This is a genomic window from Serratia sp. PGPR-27 (assembly GCF_022678525.1).
Classification (GTDB): Bacteria; Pseudomonadota; Gammaproteobacteria; order Enterobacterales; family Enterobacteriaceae; genus Serratia; species Serratia nematodiphila.
This window is the reverse complement of the sequence record NZ_JALBYS010000021.1, coordinates 55,334-71,254: the sequence shown is the minus strand read 5'-3', so window position 1 is coordinate 71,254 and position 15,921 is coordinate 55,334. Positions and strand designations below refer to the sequence as shown.

General features: G+C 60.1%; 15 protein-coding genes. 4 read left to right on the top strand and 11 right to left on the bottom strand.

Going from position 1 to position 15,921, the window contains the following annotated elements:
• Positions 1–63: 63 nt before the first annotated feature.
• The 4 genes from MMS95_RS13475 to MMS95_RS13460 are packed head-to-tail and all read left to right on the top strand — an operon-like array spanning position 64 to position 3,710.
• Complete coding sequence (locus MMS95_RS13475) at positions 64–1,101, top strand: hemin-degrading factor (protein WP_015377711.1); 1,038 nt, start codon at positions 64–66, stop codon at positions 1,099–1,101.
• On the top strand, positions 1,098–1,928 hold the full coding sequence (locus tag MMS95_RS13470; protein WP_015377710.1) for an ABC transporter substrate-binding protein: 831 nt from the start codon (positions 1,098–1,100) through the stop codon (positions 1,926–1,928). The genes MMS95_RS13475 and MMS95_RS13470 overlap by 4 nt, the downstream gene beginning before the upstream one ends.
• Complete coding sequence (locus tag MMS95_RS13465) at positions 1,928–2,932, top strand: iron ABC transporter permease (protein WP_004931394.1); 1,005 nt, start codon at positions 1,928–1,930, stop codon at positions 2,930–2,932. Before MMS95_RS13470 ends, MMS95_RS13465 begins: the two co-directional genes overlap by 1 nt.
• Entirely contained in the window at positions 2,925–3,710 is a 786-nt protein-coding gene (locus MMS95_RS13460; RefSeq protein ID WP_015377709.1) for a heme ABC transporter ATP-binding protein, read from the top strand. Before MMS95_RS13465 ends, MMS95_RS13460 begins: the two co-directional genes overlap by 8 nt.
• 33 nt (positions 3,711–3,743) lie before the next feature.
• Here the strand turns inward: MMS95_RS13460 and MMS95_RS13455 are convergent, their stop codons facing one another.
• The 11 genes from MMS95_RS13455 to arnB all read right to left on the bottom strand — a co-directional run bounded on the left by MMS95_RS13455 (position 3,744) and on the right by arnB (position 15,783).
• The gene (locus MMS95_RS13455; protein WP_242141775.1) at positions 3,744–5,186 is read right to left on the bottom strand and encodes a protein adenylyltransferase SelO; all 1,443 of its coding nucleotides are present in this window, start codon (positions 5,184–5,186) and stop codon (positions 3,744–3,746) included.
• A gap of 244 nt (positions 5,187–5,430) precedes the next feature.
• The gene (locus MMS95_RS13450; protein WP_004931399.1) at positions 5,431–6,162 is read right to left on the bottom strand and encodes an EAL domain-containing protein; all 732 of its coding nucleotides are present in this window, start codon (positions 6,160–6,162) and stop codon (positions 5,431–5,433) included.
• A gap of 510 nt (positions 6,163–6,672) precedes the next feature.
• Entirely contained in the window at positions 6,673–7,686 is a 1,014-nt protein-coding gene (locus MMS95_RS13445; protein ID WP_004931401.1) for a lipoate--protein ligase A, read from the bottom strand.
• 59 nt (positions 7,687–7,745) lie between these two features.
• Positions 7,746–8,210, bottom strand: coding sequence for an NlpC/P60 family protein (locus MMS95_RS13440; protein WP_016927954.1), 465 nt, complete (start codon positions 8,208–8,210; stop codon positions 7,746–7,748).
• 176 nt (positions 8,211–8,386) lie between these two features.
• Complete coding sequence (arnF, locus tag MMS95_RS13435; RefSeq protein WP_004931403.1) at positions 8,387–8,779, bottom strand: 4-amino-4-deoxy-L-arabinose-phosphoundecaprenol flippase subunit ArnF; 393 nt, start codon at positions 8,777–8,779, stop codon at positions 8,387–8,389.
• Complete coding sequence (arnE, locus tag MMS95_RS13430) at positions 8,776–9,120, bottom strand: 4-amino-4-deoxy-L-arabinose-phosphoundecaprenol flippase subunit ArnE (protein WP_004931404.1); 345 nt, start codon at positions 9,118–9,120, stop codon at positions 8,776–8,778. Before arnE ends, arnF begins: the two co-directional genes overlap by 4 nt.
• Positions 9,117–10,781 carry a lipid IV(A) 4-amino-4-deoxy-L-arabinosyltransferase gene (arnT, locus tag MMS95_RS13425; RefSeq protein ID WP_021505478.1) on the bottom strand — a complete coding sequence of 555 codons (1,665 nt, stop codon included), beginning with the start codon at positions 10,779–10,781 and terminating at the stop codon, positions 9,117–9,119. The genes arnE and arnT overlap by 4 nt, the downstream gene beginning before the upstream one ends.
• Complete coding sequence (arnD, locus tag MMS95_RS13420; RefSeq protein WP_004931406.1) at positions 10,778–11,683, bottom strand: 4-deoxy-4-formamido-L-arabinose-phosphoundecaprenol deformylase; 906 nt, start codon at positions 11,681–11,683, stop codon at positions 10,778–10,780. The genes arnT and arnD overlap by 4 nt, the downstream gene beginning before the upstream one ends.
• Positions 11,680–13,662 carry a bifunctional UDP-4-amino-4-deoxy-L-arabinose formyltransferase/UDP-glucuronic acid oxidase ArnA gene (arnA, locus tag MMS95_RS13415; protein WP_031300477.1) on the bottom strand — a complete coding sequence of 661 codons (1,983 nt, stop codon included), beginning with the start codon at positions 13,660–13,662 and terminating at the stop codon, positions 11,680–11,682. Before arnA ends, arnD begins: the two co-directional genes overlap by 4 nt.
• Entirely contained in the window at positions 13,662–14,642 is a 981-nt protein-coding gene (gene arnC, locus MMS95_RS13410; protein ID WP_015377702.1) for an undecaprenyl-phosphate 4-deoxy-4-formamido-L-arabinose transferase, read from the bottom strand. The genes arnA and arnC overlap by 1 nt, the downstream gene beginning before the upstream one ends.
• Positions 14,629–15,783 (bottom strand): UDP-4-amino-4-deoxy-L-arabinose aminotransferase, encoded by a 1,155-nt coding sequence (gene arnB / locus MMS95_RS13405; RefSeq protein WP_160125416.1) that lies wholly within the window; start codon positions 15,781–15,783, stop codon positions 14,629–14,631. The genes arnC and arnB overlap by 14 nt, the downstream gene beginning before the upstream one ends.
• Positions 15,784–15,921: the final 138 nt, after the last annotated feature.

Sequence of the window (15,921 nt, the reverse complement as noted above, 5' to 3'; positions counted from 1 at the left end):
TTTGACTATCTGGCGGACAACCCGATTGTCCGCCGTTCGCATTACAGCGCAGGAGAATCCGGCATGAGCAACACCCTATACGAACGCTACCAACAGGCTAAAATCGATCACCCCGGCAAATACGCCCGCGATCTGGCGGCGATCCTTGGCGTCAGCGAAGCGGAGCTGACGCACGCCCGCGTCGGTCACGACGCCCGCCGCCTGCAGGCCGACGCGCGCACCCTGCTGACCGAGCTTGAGCAAGTGGGCGTCACCAAATCCATCACCCGCAACAGCTATGCGGTGCATGAGCAGATGGGCCGCTACCGCAACCAGCACCTTAACGGCCACGCCGGGCTGATCCTCAACCCGCGCGAGCTGGATCTGCGTCTGTTCCTCAACCACTGGACCAGCGTTTTCGCCATGAGCGAAACCAACAAACGCGGCGTGCGCCACAGCATCCAGTTCTTCGACCAACAGGGCGATGCGCTGCACAAGGTCTACACCACCGAGGAAACCGATCTGCCGGCCTGGATGGCACTGGTGGAGCGCCATCTGAGCGAAGAAAACCCGGCGCTGGCCCTGCAGCCCGCCGAGGCGAGCACCTCGGATGAAACGACGCAGGATCATGCCAAAATCGACGCTGAATGGCGCGCGATGACCGACGTTCACCAGTTCTTCCAGCTGCTGAGCCGCAATAAACTCACGCGCCAGCAGGCCTTCCGCGCCGTCGGCGACGATCTGGCCTATCAGGTGGACAACAGCGCGCTGTCGCAGCTGCTGGAAGCGGCGCAGCAGCAGCAAAACGAGATCATGATATTCGTCGGCAACCGCGGCTGCGTGCAGATTTTCACCGGCCAGATCGAACGTTTGATGCCGCAGGAAGGTTGGATCAACGTGTTCAATCGCCGCTTCACGCTGCATCTGATTGAAGGCGCCATCGCCGAAAGCTGGATCACCCGCAAACCGACCAAGGACGGCATCGTCACCAGCCTGGAGCTGTTCGCCGCCGACGGCACGCAGATTGCGCAGCTGTATGGCCAGCGTACCGAAGGTCAGCCGGAACAAACCCAGTGGCGCGAGCAGGTTGCCGCGCTCGCCGCCAAGGACATCGCCGCATGAAATCTTCCTTAATCCGCCGCCTGGCGCTGATGATGACGCTGGCGCTGCCGCTCACCGCCGCGGCGGCACAGCGCATCGTCTCGATCGGCGGCGACGTGACGGAAATCGCCTTTGCGCTCGGCGCCGGCGACGACGTGATCGCCCGCGATAGCACCAGCCTGCACCCGGAAGCGGTGAAAAAGCTGCCGGACGTCGGCTATATGCGCCAGCTGAACGCCGAAGGCATTCTGGCGCTGAAGCCGACGCTGGTGCTGACGACCGAGCTGGCACAGCCGGCGCTGGTGCTCAAACAGCTGGCGGACAGCGGCGTCAAAGTGGTCAGCGTGCCGGGTGACACCACCCTGCAGGCGGTGCCGCAGAAGATCGCCGCGATCGCCGCCGCGTTGCAACGCGTTGAGCAAGGCAAACAGCTGAGCGAGCGCTATCAACAGCAGCTGGCGGCGGTCGACACCTCTCCGCTGCCGGTGAAGGTGCTGTTCGTGATGAGCCACGGCGGCATTACACCGATGGCCGCCGGGCAACACACCGCCGCCGACGCGGTGATCGCCGCCGCCGGCCTGAAAAACGCCATGCAGGGCTTTGACCGCTATCGTCCGCTGTCGCAGGAAGGCGTCATCGCCAGCGCGCCGGATCTGTTGCTGGTCACCACCGACGGCGTGCGCACCCTCGGCGGCGAACAGCAGCTGTGGACGCTGCCGGGCCTGGCGCTGACGCCAGCGGGCAAACAGCGGCGCGTGCTGATCGTCGATGACATGGCGCTGCTGGGCTTCGGTCTGGAAACGCCGGCGGCGCTGGCCAAGCTGCGCCACGCGGCGGAGCAAAAGTAATGCGCTGCCGCACCTCGCCTCAGTGGGCCATCATCGGTCTGCTGGTGCTGCTGACGCTGCTGGCGCTGGTCGCCGCTAATCTCGGCGCGCTGACGCTGTCGTTTCGGACCCTGTGGCGCGAACCGTTCAGCGATGCCGCCTGGCACATCTGGCTGAATATCCGCCTGCCGCGCGTGCTGCTGGCGGTGGTGATCGGCTGCGCGCTGGCGGTGTCCGGCGCCGTGATGCAGGGGCTGTTCCGCAATCCGCTGGCGGATCCTAGCCTGCTGGGCATCAGCAGCGGCGGCGCGCTGTTTGTCGCGCTGTTCATCGTGATGCCGCTGGCGTTGCCGGTGACGATCGCGCTGTACGGCCATATGCTGGCGGCGTTCCTCGGCAGCCTGCTGGTATCGTTATTGATCTACGGCATCAGCCGCAGCGGGCACGGCAATCTGTCGCGACTGCTGCTGGCGGGCATCGCCATCAACGCCCTGTGCATGGCGGCCATCGGCGTGCTCTCCTACGTCAGCAGCGATCAACAGCTGCGCCAGTTCTCGCTGTGGATGATGGGCAGCCTCAGCCAGTCGCAGTGGCCGACGCTGGCGGTTTCCGCCTCGCTGATTTTGCCTACGGCGCTGCTGACGCTGCTGCAGGCGCGCCGGCTGAACCTGTTGCAGCTGGGGGATGAAGAGGCCCACTACCTCGGGGTGAACGTACAGCGCGCCAAGCTGCAGCTGCTGTTGCTGAGCGCCCTGCTGATCGGCGCGGCGGTGGCGATGAGCGGCGTGATCGGCTTCGTCGGTCTGGTGGTGCCCCATCTGGTTCGCATGCGCCTCGGCGGCGATCACCGCTGGCTGCTGCCCTGCTCCGCGCTGGGCGGCGCCTGCCTGTTGCTGGTCAGCGATACGCTGGCGCGCACGCTGGTGGCGCCGGCCGAAATGCCGGTGGGGTTGATGACCAGCCTGATCGGCGGTCCTTACTTCTTGTGGCTGGTGATGCGCCAGCGGGAGCGAACCGGTGGATAACGCCGCCTGCCTGACGGCCCGAGAGCTGCGCTACAGCCTCGGTACGCGCCGCCTGATCAACGACGTTTCACTCAGCCTCGCCGGCGGTGAGATGGTGGCGATTATCGGCCCTAACGGCGCCGGAAAATCGACGCTGTTGCGCTTGCTGACCGGCTATCTGACGCCGGACTGTGGCGAATGCCGGCTGCTCGACCGCCCGCTGGAACACTGGGCGCCGCAACAGTTGGCCAAAGTCCGGGCCGTGATGCGCCAGTACAGCGATCTGGCGTTTCCCTTCAGCGTGGAAGAAGTGGTCAGCATGGGGCGGGCGCCGCACGGCAAACGCGACGAGCATCAGGCGCTCCAACAGGTGATGGAACAAACCGACTGCCTGGCGCTGGCGCAGCGCGACTACCGTCAGCTTTCCGGCGGCGAACAACAACGGGTGCAGCTGGCGCGGGTGTTGGCGCAGCTGTGGCAGCCGCAACCGTCCCCCGCCTGGCTGTTCCTCGACGAGCCGACCTCGGCGCTGGACCTGTATCACCAGCAGCACACCCTGCGCCTGCTGCGCTCGCTGACGCGCCAACAGCCGCTGGGCGTCTGCTGCGTGCTGCACGATCTCAATCTGGCCGCGCTGTACGCCGATCGGATCCTGCTGTTGCATCAGGGCCGCTTGGTGGCGAGCGGCACGCCGCAGGAAGTGCTGCAGGCCGACATTCTCACCCGCTGGTATCAGGCCGATCTCGGCGTGGTGCATCATCCCGAAGCGTCGCTGCCGCAGGTCTATCTACGTCAATAACATCAAGGGCGCCATGAGGCGCCCTTTTTCATCTCAGCTGGAGCAGGAAATCTCCAAATGTTTGCCCCAGTCCGGCGGCAGCGCGGCGAGATCGTCATACTCCGGCGCATCGTCGAACGGCCGCAGCAGGGCCTGATGCAACCGCTGCAAACGGCCCACGTCGTCTTTCTCTGCGTCCTCAATCGCCTGCTGCGCCAGATAGTTGCGCAGGATCAGGCGCGGGTTCACCGCCTTCATCGCCCGTTGCCGTTCCGCATCACTCACCTGTTCCTGCTGCAGACGCCTGCGATACTGCTGATACCAGGCATCGAACGCCGCGCGGTCGATAAACTCGTCGCGCAGCGGCGACTGCGCCTGTTGCTGTTCAGTGTCGCTCAACAGGCGGAACGTGCGGGTATAGTCCCGCCCTTCCTGCGCCATCAGGCTCAACAGACCGGTGAGCACGTCATTATCCTGCGCCGTCGGCGTGAAGAAGCCGAGTTTGGCGCGCATCTGTTCACCGTAGGCGCGCATCAGCGCCGGCTCATACGCCGCCAGCGCCTGCTGCAGCTGTTCGGTGGTCATCAGCCCCGACAGGGCCTGCGCCAGGCGATGCAGGTTCCACAGCGCCACCGCCGGTTGATTGTCGAAAGCGTAGCGCCCCTGATGGTCGGAGTGGTTACAGATATAGCCGGGCTGGTAGTCATCGAGGAAGCCGTAGGGGCCGTAATCGATGGTGATGCCGAGAATCGACATGTTGTCGGTGTTCATCACGCCGTGGGCGAATCCGACGGTTTGCCAATGGGCGATCAGGCGCGCCGTACGTTCGACCACGTCGGTAAACCACAACAGGTAACGATCGGCCTGATCCTGCAACTGCGGCCAGTGACGGGCGATGACGAAATCCGCCAGCTGCCGCACCTGCTCCGGCTGTTTGCGGTAGTAAAAGTGTTCGAAGTGGCCGAAGCGCACATGGCTTTCCGCCACCCGCAGCAGCATCGCGCCGCGTTCCGGCTGCTCGCGATATACCGGTTGTTGACTGGTGACAATAGTTAACGCACGCGTGGTGGGGATCCCCAGATGGTGCAACGCCTCAGAGGCCAGAAACTCGCGGACAACCGAACGCAGCACCGCGCGACCATCACCCATGCGTGAATACGGCGTCAGCCCGGCGCCCTTCAGGTGCCAGTCGCGGTGGCTGCCGTCCGCCATGACCTGTTCGCCCAGCAAAATGCCGCGGCCATCGCCCAGTTGCCCGGCCCACACGCCGAACTGGTGGCCACTGTACACCTGCGCCAGCGGCTGCATGCCCGGCAGCAGCGTTTCTCCCGCCCAAATCGGGGTTTTATCCTGAGTAAACCAACTTTCATCCAGCCCCAGCTCGCGCGCCAGCGGCTCGCTATGGTACAGCAGGCGCGTATCCTTGAGCGGCGTCGGATTCAGAGCGGTGTAGAAACCAGGTAGTTGTTGGTAGTAAGCGTTATCGAACTGCGGCATAGGCCCTCCGTTTCAGCGTAGTGTAGAGCGTGAACGGGCGGATTAACACCGAAGGAATGCAGGGAGAACGCATCCGCCTGTCGCCAGAACGGATGCGGGAGGTTTCGCGTGAGGAAACGCGCTGAACGTCAGCTGACAAACGCGGTTATCAGCAAAACGTGGGGGAATAACGGCGACTGAATCACGCTAAACATCACCCCGTCGCTTATTTACCTCATTGTGTGTAGTTTTTTTGTATCACTTCTTAATTATTGAACTCGCTGGGCATCGTCAGCAAAGCTTGCAGATTATCCACACCAACGCTGGGCCATAAAAAACCTTGCAGGCCTAAAACACCGGCGTATCTGAGTTTATTAAAATACTCTTTTTTCTCTATTCCTCCGACGATCACGCCGTTACATAACAGGTTGATATTCTTTAACAACGAGTCAATGACCACGTCATACCCCTGATGGGTAAACAGCTGCCAGTAAAAACGTTTGTCTATCTTTACGTAGTCAAACAAACCATCGTACAACGCGGTCAACGTGGCCTTACCGGAACCGAAATCATCGAGCCACAGCGTAAACATTTCGCTTAATCGCCGCACGCTCGGGTTGTTCTTACCGGCCGAAAGATTCGGAAAACTCTCACTCATTTCAAATGCAATAAAAGGATATTGCCCGATCCTTTGGCACAACGCCGAATCGGAAAGAATAAGCTCAACGATGGTTTCTTCGATATTGATGGTCAACTGTACGTTGTTATCGGTAAACCAAGCCGCATGCTGCTCCGCAAGTTTCAGTTGCTCATTAAATAACTCAATCCTTTGTTCAGGCGCCAATAAATTAATCCCAATTTCGGCCGGCATGGCTAAATCACCGTCGAGACTGTTGAAACGGCTCAACATTTCCACCGCCAACAGCCCGCCCTCCATTGAGTAAACAGGTTGAAAAACATAGCTACTAATAAAGTCAGCTTCGAGTTGGATGTTCATTTTAATGCCACAGGATGAATGGCTAGCGTATCATCGTATATCAATACATTTTATCGATCAATCCCTCTGGGATTAATCGGAAATATCAATGTAAATACCCATGAAATATCATTTAATTGATAGATTAAAGCTATACGACAATCGTAAAAGGCGCAAAGAAAAGCAGCCGGACTTATGCCAAGGTAGCCGCCAAACGCGTTATGCGAAAAGGTATTTGACTTAAGTTGAATGGATTTATGACTAAATTTGACTTATCTCCTTTGTTTTATTTAAGAAAAATCCTAAATAAAGTAAAATAATCTTTCATTCTTAACGCCAATTTTCCCTGCCGTTAACGACGACTGATTAAATTTAATAACGCATCAATTCCGCCCGTTATTCGCGGCATTGAAAACGTAAAAAAATGCCCACCTTGATTTTCAGAAAATCTGCGCTACCACCATGCAAAACGTCGATTTCAGCGATAAAAAAAGGGATGAGCACGCTCATCCCTTCATCACCAGGCCTGCGCTAGCGGATCGTTTCGCTCAGCCATTGCCGCAGCTCGGCTAATTCGGCCGCCTGCTGAGGATAGTCCGCCATCAGCCGGTCACAGCAAGCGGCAACGGGCTCGCTTCGATACGCGCAGCCCACCAGCATCTCCGCCAACCGCTGCAGCGGGGCGGGATTCAGGCTGTCGGTGAACACCTGCGCGCGAACGATCGCCCCCTTCTCCACATCGAAGAACAGGTCTACGCCGCCCCAGACAAAGCGCTCGTTGAGCAAGTGGCTGAACGCCGGCGCCTTGCCAAAATTCCATTCCCAACTGCTCTGTTTGGCGAACTGCGCGGCAAAATCGGGCAGATCGGGGAATACATCCGGCGAAATGATCTCCGGCTCGGCCGTTTCGCCATAGTGGGCGAAGAAGGCCTGCACGATAGCGTCGCATACCTGCTCATGGCTGATGCCCGGCAAAAACTCCGCCAGGTTGGCGACGCGCGAACGCACCGAAGTGATACCCTTGGCCTGCAGCTTTTTGGGATCCGGGTTCAGGTAGTCCGCCAGCCGTTCCAGATCGGCATTCAGCAGCAGCGTGCCATGGTGGAAACCGCGATCCTGCGTTTCTCGATAGGCCGAGCCGGATATTTTGCGTGGCCCGTCGGCGGTTTCCATCACCAGATCGTTGCGCCCCGACGCGCCGGCTGTGACGCCCAACTGCCGCAGCGCTTGCAGAATGATGTCGGTCGAGACGCTCTTGTCGTAGCCCGGTTTGCCGGCCATAAAGGTGAAGCAGGTATTGCCCAGATCGTGAAATACCGCCCCGCCGCCGCTGCTGCGCCGCGCCAACCGAATGCCGTCCTGCTCCATACGCCGGGTATTGCACTCTTTCCAGGGATTCTGCGACTGGCCAATCACCACCGTTTCGGCATTGCGCCACAGGAAGAGAATTTTTTGCGTGGTCATTTCGCGGAAGATGCACTCTTCCACCGCCAGGTTGAACCAGGGATCGTAGGAGTCGGAGATCAGTAAACGCAGGCTGTTCATGGCAGGCACCGTTCAAAACACGAGATGCCGCCATGATACACCAAATCAACGGGTTAAGGCTAAATGCGTCGCGCCTGCCAGTACACCCGCTTCCAGTAGACGTTATCGAGCGAGGAACGGATCACCCCGCGGCTGGTCGACGCATGGATAAATTGGTCGTTGGTATCGTAAATGCCGACGTGCAGGCCGTTCTCTCCGCCGCCGGTTTTGAAAAACACCAGATCGCCCGGCATCAGCTCATCGCGTGAAACCTTGGTGCCCAGTGAGGTTTGTTCTTCGGTCGAACGCGGCAGTTGCATGTCGAAGCGATCGCGGAACGTGCGGTAAACAAAGCCGGAACAATCTACGCCGCCGCGATCCAGACCGCCGTAACGGTATGGCGTGCCGTACCATTGGCGCAACTGTTCGTTGAGCTGGGCCACCACCACGATAGAGTCCGCGAGGCGGCCGCTGGGCGGCGGCGCATGGCTGCTACACCCGGCGAGGATCAAACTGGCTAATAAAAACCACACACGCATCCGCATAATATCCCTTCATTGAACACGTCGCCGCATTATGCCATCCGGTACACCACCACACCGCCTGCGAGGCAAAGCCGGCATCACGTAAGGAGAGCGCCATTTGGCGTTAATTTATCTCCCGCACGGTGAAAAAGGCAAGCGCCATGAGGGAGATAATAGCAGGATCGCCGGTTTTGGCCCTATTGCGGCGATTTTGTCTCGGGTTTGCTGTTAATCAGCCAGACGCCGAACAGAATAAACAGCGTGCCCAACGTTTTCAGCAGCGTAGCGGATTCGTTAAACCACGGCAGGATCACCGCCGCCAGGTAAACCAACGCATAGCTGACGCTCAGCAGAGGATAAGCGCGGTTTAACGGCAGATGGCGCAGCGCAAAGAACCAACACAGCATCGACAGCGCATAACCGAAGATGCCACCGCCCACCGCCAGCAGCGGCAGCCAGTAGTCGCCGATCAGCGCCAACGAGACGTCGGCGAACGACATCAGCGGGATTTGCACCATGCCCCACTTCATCAGCAACTGCGCCAGCGTCACCAGCAACACGCTGGCGGCGCCCCAGGCATAGCCCCTCATGAATGCACGCTCATCAGCAGGATCCCCAGCATAATCGACGCCACGCCGCACCAGTGGCGAACGGTTGTCGGCTCATGAAACAACCAGCGCGCCGCCAGCGTCACCATTACGAAGTTCAGGCTGAGCATCGGGTAAGCCAGGCTGAGCGGCAGGCGTTGCAACACATTGAGCCACACCGCCATGCCCAGCCCCAACAGCAACACCGCCAGCGCCAACCAGCGCAGCGTCTGTTTCAGCCGCGCCTCGTCTGCCCGTTCCCAGCAGTGCGCCGCCTGTTTCTGGCACAGCTGCCCACCACAGGTGAGCAGGCTGACCACTATCACCAACAAAAAACCGATCATGGTTGCTGTTTATACCACATCAGCACCAGGCGGTTCATACGATCCACCTTGTCTGCGGCCGGCAGCTCCTGCGGCAGCGCTTCATCACGGGACAGCTGCAACACCAGCGACACATTTCCCTGCTTGCGCGCCTGCGCCAGCCACTGCGGGAAGTCGGCATCGCTGATCAGGTGCCCCTTGGCGTCCGGATACTCCAGACCATAGGCCACCTCGCCTTTCTGGCTGTACATCAGCACGTCGCTGCGCTTCAGTTCCCAGGCCAGGCCGGCCGCCAATCCGACGCTGTCGCTCAACACATAGCGGCTGTCGCTCAGTTCGGCCATCGTGGCGCGGGCGAAGTTTTGCGGCAGTTTGGAATCGGTCACCTGTTGCGGGATGGCGTAACCGATCACCAGGCACAGCAGCACCGGGCAAGCCGCCGCCCAGCGCCATTGGCGGCCGTTATCGCGCGCAGAAACCAGTGCGAACAGCAGCCAGCCGCCGAAGGCGATCAGGCCGAGCACCACTTTCGGCCACTCCTGGGGAGTAAACAGATGCGCTTTCGGCAGCAGACCGGAGCTCAACACCACCAGCGCCACGATGCCAATCAGCCCGAACAGGCCGTTCAACCAGGCGTTGGCCTTGAACAGCCTGGCGCGCAGCGTGGCGGCATAGTCTTCCGCATAGGCGGTCATCAGCAGCGCCAGCGGCGCCATGCACGGCAGAATGTAGGTCGGCAGCTTGCCTTTGGCGATGCTGAAGAAGATTAGCGGCATCAGCGCCCAACTCAGCAGGAAGAACAGCTCCGGACGCTGTACGCGCTCGCGCCAACCTTTGAGCAGCGCGCCGGGCAGCAGCGCCAACCAAGGCAGCACCGCCGCCAGCAGAACCGGCAGGTAATACCAGAACGGCGCCTTGTGTTGGGCATTATCTTCGGCGAAACGCTGAATATGCTCGACCCAGAAGAAATAATTCCAGAAATCGGGTTCGCGTTGCGCGATCGCCAGCGCCCACGGCAGGCTGAGCAGCGTAGCGGTCACGATCGCCACCGGGCCATAGCACAGCAGATCCTTGATGCGGCGTTGCTGAATGACAATCGGGATAACCGCGATCACCGGCACCGCCAGCGCCAGGAAGCCCTTGGTCATAAAGCCCATGCCGCAGGCCAGGCCCAGCAAGGCGTAAGCGCCCAGCTTGCCCTTGACCGAGGAGGCCTTCAGCGTCAGGTAATAGCTGACCATCGCCGCCGCCAGCCACAGCGAAATCATCGGATCCAACACGCTGTAAGTGCCGATGCTGAACACCAGCACCATCGACAGGAACATCAGCGCCGCCAGGCTGGCGCGCCGCGCATTGCGCCACATCAGCATCGCCAGCGCGAACACCAGCAGCGCGGTCATGCCGGTGCTGAACACCGAGCCGAAGCGCACCGCAAAGTTGTTTTCGCCGAACAGCCATTGGCTGATGTTATTGAACCAGTAACCCGCTACCGGCTTCTCGAAATAGCGCAGCCCCAGCAGGTGCGGCACCACCCAATCGCCGCGTTGCAGCATCTCACGGCTGATCTCGGCATAACGCGTTTCATCCGGCTGCCACAGCAGGCGACCGTTAAGCGGGATCAGATAGACCAGAGCAAAAAAAACGGCCAGCAGAATGGCCCAGGATCCTTTTAGCGCCTTCATGTAACGTCCTTCACATCGGTTTGACAGCCCAGCCAACCTTCGCGGCCGGGGAAAGGAGCGCGCTTGATGCGGCCCAACGGCAGTGACGCCAAATCTTGCGGTAACAGCGCGCTCAGCGGGCAGAATTCGATGCCCTGCCGCTGTGCGCGTTGCAATAACTGTTCGAACATCGCCGTCTGCGACATGCCTTCCACTTCGGTGTGAATGGTGTACACCGGTACGCCGCGATCGTTCTCGATGGCGCGCAGAATATAGTCGTTGAAGTCGGCCATACTGACTTCGCTGCCAATCACTTCATCGAAGGTCGGCAACGTCACCGGGATCTGCACCGTACCGTGACGCCCGTCGCTCAGCACCGGACGAAACGGATGGGTGCCGCGGCAATCGCTGTTGTAATGGAAGCCGAAGCGCTGCTTGACCTCCAGCACGCGCGTATCGGCGCGCCAGCCCGCCACGGCGGAGCATTTCACCGGCTGGCCGGTGCAGGCGCTCAGGGCGTCGACGCCCAATTGCACCTGCTCGGTCAATTGCGCCTCGCTCCACTTGCCGACCTTGGCCTGCCAGCCCTGGTGATCCCAGGCGTGCAGCCCGACTTCATGGCCGGCTTCGGCGGTGCGCTTCATCAGCGGCCCCAACGCGCGCGAAATATTGCGCCCCGGCCAGGCGGTGCCGGCCAGCAGAATATCCAGGCCGTACAGCGAGGCGGCGTTCGAACGCAGCATTTTCCACAGAAATTTCGGACGCAAAAGGCGCCAAAGATGGCGCCCCATGTTGTCCGGTCCCACGCTGAAGAAGAAGCTGGCCTGAATGTCGTACTTTTCGAACAGGTCCAGCAACTGCGGCACCCCTTCACGGGTGCCGCTGAAGGTATCTACATCAACCCGCAGACCGACTTTCTTCATGCACCGTTCCCTTCCTGAACGGTTGTGCGCAGGAAGTAGTCCAGCGTATCGGCGACGGTTTGCTTCATCTCGATGGTCGGCTGCCAACCCAGCAGGCGGTGAGCGTTTTTGATGCTCGGCGTGCGGTGCTCGACGTCCTGGTAACCTTTGCCGTAGTAGCTGCTGCTCTCTACGTCCTTGAAGCCGGCAAACGGCGGGAAGCGATCGCGCAACGGGTGGTTGTTGAAGCTTTCCAGCAGCATTTCCGCCAGCTCGCGAATGCTCGCTTCGTTGGTCGGGTTGCCGATGTTGACGATCTGGCCGTCGCACAGGCCGTCGCGGTTCTCAATGATGCGGAACAGCGCTTCGATGCCGTCGTTGATGTCGGTGAAGCAACGTTTCTGCGCGCCGCCGTCCATCAGTTTGATCGGCGAACCTTCCACCAGGTTGAGGATCAGCTGGGTGATGGCGCGGGAAGAGCCGATGCGCGCAGCGTCCAGGTTATCCAGGCGCGGCCCCATCCAGTTGAACGGACGGAACAGCGTGAACTTCAGGCCTTCTTTGGCGCCGTAAGCCCAGATCACCCGATCCAGCAGCTGTTTAGAGACCGAGTAGATCCAGCGTTGTTTGTTGATTGGCCCGACGATAAGACGCGAATGGTCTTCGTCGAACTCTTTATCGTCGCACATGCCGTACACTTCAGATGTGGACGGGAAGATGATGCGCTTGTTGTATTTCACGCAGTCGCGAACGATCTTCAGGTTCTCTTCGAAGTCCAGCTCGAACACGCGCAGCGGGTTACGGGTGTATTCGATCGGCGTCGCGATCGCCACCAGTGGCAGCACCACGTCGCATTTCTTGATGTGATACTCGATCCACTCGGAGTGGATGCTGATGTCGCCTTCCACAAAGTGGAAACGCGGGTTGTCGAGGAAGCGGCTGATGGCGTCGGAACCGATATCCAGACCGTAGATGTCGTAGCGGTCATCGCGCAGCAGGCGCTCGGTCAGGTGGTTGCCGATGAAGCCGTTGACCCCGAGGATCAGCACGCGGGTGCGGCGTTTCATTACGGCATTCGGCTTGGCGGCCAAACGCACGTCGGTGACGATACCCATTTCCTGCGCCAGGCGGCTGCCCTGCACATACAGACCGCTGTCGTTCTGACCGGCAACGATCTCCAGCGCACCTTCGCCACAGGCGATGACCAGCGGCGAGGTGCTCAGCACGGTGCCCGGCTGTTTATCGTGTTGGGTGTCCAGCACGCGAGAGCGCCAGACGATCAGCTTGCGCTGACCGAGGTGGCTGAAGGCACCCGGGTACGGCTCGGTGACGGCGCGCACCAGGTTGTTGATCTCTTTGGCGGATTTGTGCCACAGGATCTCACCGTCCGCCGGGGTGCGGCGACCGAAGTAGCTGGCCTGAGACTCATCCTGCCGGGTGAAAGTGGCTGTGCCGTTCTTCAGTTTCGGCAGTTGCTCTTTCAACACGATCTGCGCGGCTTCCAGCACTTTTTTGTGCAGCGTCAGCGCGGTGTCGCTGTCGGCAATGGTCACTTTCTGCTGACCGACGATGTCACCGGCGTCCGGGCGTTTCACCATTTTGTGCAGCGTGGCGCCGGTTTCGGTTTCGCCATTCACCAGCGCCCAGTTCACCGGCGCGCGGCCGCGGTAACGCGGCAGCAACGAGCCGTGCAGATTGAAACCGCCCTGCGGCGCCAGCGACAAGATCTCGTCGCTCAGCATGTGGCGGTAATAGAACGAGAAGATCACGTCCGGCTGCAGTGCGCGAATGCGGTCAACCCACAGCGGGTGATTTACGTCTTCCGGCGCATAGACCGGCAGATCCAATTCGGCGCCCAAACGGGCCACAGAGGAGAAGAAGTTGTTCTCACCAGGGTCGTCGGTGTGCGTGAACACGGCCTGCACGTCATAACCCGCCTCAGTCAGCGCTTTCAGACCTGCGCAGCCAATATCATGGTAAGCAAATACAATAGCTTTCATCATTCTTCTTCCTGAGTATTGTGGTCATGCTGTGCACCGACCACTTTCTGAACAAAATAGCGAGGACGCGCACGCACGTCGGTATAGATACGGCCGATGTATTCACCCAACAGCCCCATGCCGACAAACTGGGCGCCGATAAAGGTGAACAGGACGGCGAAAAGGGTGAACACGCCGCCGGCGGCCCATTCAGGGCCGAGCAGCAGACGCAGTGCAATCAGCACCAGCGCCAGCACAAACCCGGACAGCGCCACGATGCTGCCGACCACGCTGAGCAAACGCAGCGGCGTGGTGGTCAGGCAGGTGATCAGGTCATACATCAGGTTGATCAGCTTCATCAGGCTGTACTTGGAGTCGCCAAACTCGCGTTCGGCATGGCGTACGTCGATCTCGGTCGTGCGACGGGCGAAGGTGTTCGCCAGAATCGGGATAAAGGTGCTGCGCTCATGACAGTGCAGCATCGCCTCAACGATATGACGACGGTAGGCGCGCAGCATGCAGCCGTAGTCCCCCATCGACTTGCCGGTGGCGCGTTGAATCATCATGTTGATCACGCGCGAGGCACTTTTGCGGAACCAGGAGTCCTGACGGTTGGCGCGCACGGTGCCCACCACGTCATAGCCCTCTTCCGCCACGCTGACCAAACGAGGGATCTCCTCCGGCGGGTTCTGCAGATCGGCGTCCAGCGTAATCACCAGATCGCCGGTCACCTGGTTGAAACCGGCCATGATCGCCGAGTGCTGGCCGTAGTTGCGGTTCAGCAAAACGGCGATCACGTGGCTGTCCGGCTTTTCCGCCGCCGCGGTCAGCATGTCAGCGGAGTTGTCGCTGCTGCCATCGTCGACGAGGATGATTTCATAAGGTTGAGATAACTGCTTACAGGCGGCAGTAGTACGCTCCAGCAACGCCGGCAGGCTTTCCTGCTCGTTGTATACCGGAATGACTACCGACACTTTTTTAATCGGTTCAACGCGAGACACGTAAAGACTCCACAACAGAAGACAAGGCATTGACCACGCGATCCACGTCGGCGTCGGTCATGTCAGGGAATAGCGGTAAGGTGCACAGCCGCGCCGAGTTCCATTCGGTATTCGGCAACGACAGCTGCGGATAGCGCTCACGGTAGAATTTCTGGGTGTGCGCGGCACGGAAATGCAGCCCGGTGCCGATGCCAACCTCTTTCAGGCGCTCCATCAGCTGGTCGCGATCGAGGCCGCAGCGCTCGGGATCGACGCGGACCATGAACAGGTGCCAGGCGTGGTCATGCGGATAATCCGGCACGCCCAACGGTTGGAACGGCGAGCCTTCCAACGCGCTCAGGTAGCGCTGTGCCAGCGCCTTACGCCGTGCGTTCAGCTCAGCGAAGCGCGACAGCTGCACCACGGCGATCGCCGCGTGAATGTCGGACAGGTTGTATTTGTACCCCGGCTCCACCACTTCGGCCTGCGGTTTGCGGCCCAGCTGCTGGCGATCGAAGGCATCGACGGCCAGGCCGTGGAACTTCAGGCAACGCAGGCGATCCGCCAGCGCATCGTCGTCGGTGGCGATCAGGCCGCCTTCGGCGCAGGTCACGTTCTTAATCGCGTGGAACGAGAAAATCGCCGTGCCGCGCGCGCCGACCCATTCGCCGTTGTAACGCGTGCCGACCGCATGGGCGGCGTCTTCGATTAACGGCAGACGATGGCGTTCGGCCACGGCGCGCAAAGCGTCCATCTGCAGGGGGGCGCCGGCATAATGCACTGGAACAATCGCTTTGGTTTTCGGGGTGATGGCAGCCTCGACATCGGCAGCGCTGACCATCAAGGTCTCACGGTCAACGTCGATCATTACCGGCGTAGCGCCCAGCAGTTCGATCATGTTGAGGGTGGAAACCCAGGTTTGCGAAGGGGTGATGACTTCGTCGCCGGGCCCGATGCCCAGCGCCATCAGCGTGATGTGCATGCCCGCGGTGGCGGAACTGACGGCGATGGCGTGCTTACAGCCGAAAGTGGAACAGAAGTCATTTTCCAGTTGCTGGTTTTGCGGCCCGGTGGTGATCCAGCCGGAACGCAACACTTTCTCTACCGCGGCGATTTCTTCGTCGCCAATGGCCGGACGAGAGAAAGGCAAAAATTGATCCATAGTTAACCCCAAACGTATCGAACTGCTTTTGATGACACTGTAAACCCCTTTCGTTTAACGAATATTAAACGCCAGAGAAGAATCGTTTCCGTGGATTAACTGCCAATGTAAGGCCGCAAGCTTAACTAAACCTTAAGA

Bases quoted from the DNA above. Each gene is read 5' to 3' on its own strand.
- arnA (WP_031300477.1), bottom strand. From the start codon at position 13,662: ATGAAAGCTATTGTATTTGCTTACCATGATATTGGCTGCGCAGGTCTG.
- arnB (WP_160125416.1), bottom strand. From the start codon at position 15,783: ATGGATCAATTTTTGCCTTTCTCTCGTCCGGCCATTGGCGACGAAGAA.
- MMS95_RS13475 (WP_015377711.1), top strand. From the start codon at position 64: ATGAGCAACACCCTATACGAACGCTACCAACAGGCTAAAATCGATCAC.
- arnF (WP_004931403.1), bottom strand. From the start codon at position 8,779: ATGAGGGGCTATGCCTGGGGCGCCGCCAGCGTGTTGCTGGTGACGCTG.
- MMS95_RS13455 (WP_242141775.1), bottom strand. From the start codon at position 5,186: ATGCCGCAGTTCGATAACGCTTACTACCAACAACTACCTGGTTTCTAC.
- arnE (WP_004931404.1), bottom strand. From the start codon at position 9,120: ATGATCGGTTTTTTGTTGGTGATAGTGGTCAGCCTGCTCACCTGTGGT.
- MMS95_RS13440 (WP_016927954.1), bottom strand. From the start codon at position 8,210: ATGCGGATGCGTGTGTGGTTTTTATTAGCCAGTTTGATCCTCGCCGGG.
- arnT (WP_021505478.1), bottom strand. From the start codon at position 10,781: ATGAAGGCGCTAAAAGGATCCTGGGCCATTCTGCTGGCCGTTTTTTTT.
- MMS95_RS13470 (WP_015377710.1), top strand. From the start codon at position 1,098: ATGAAATCTTCCTTAATCCGCCGCCTGGCGCTGATGATGACGCTGGCG.
- MMS95_RS13445 (WP_004931401.1), bottom strand. From the start codon at position 7,686: ATGAACAGCCTGCGTTTACTGATCTCCGACTCCTACGATCCCTGGTTC.
- MMS95_RS13450 (WP_004931399.1), bottom strand. From the start codon at position 6,162: ATGAACATCCAACTCGAAGCTGACTTTATTAGTAGCTATGTTTTTCAA.
- MMS95_RS13465 (WP_004931394.1), top strand. From the start codon at position 1,928: ATGCGCTGCCGCACCTCGCCTCAGTGGGCCATCATCGGTCTGCTGGTG.
- arnD (WP_004931406.1), bottom strand. From the start codon at position 11,683: ATGAAGAAAGTCGGTCTGCGGGTTGATGTAGATACCTTCAGCGGCACC.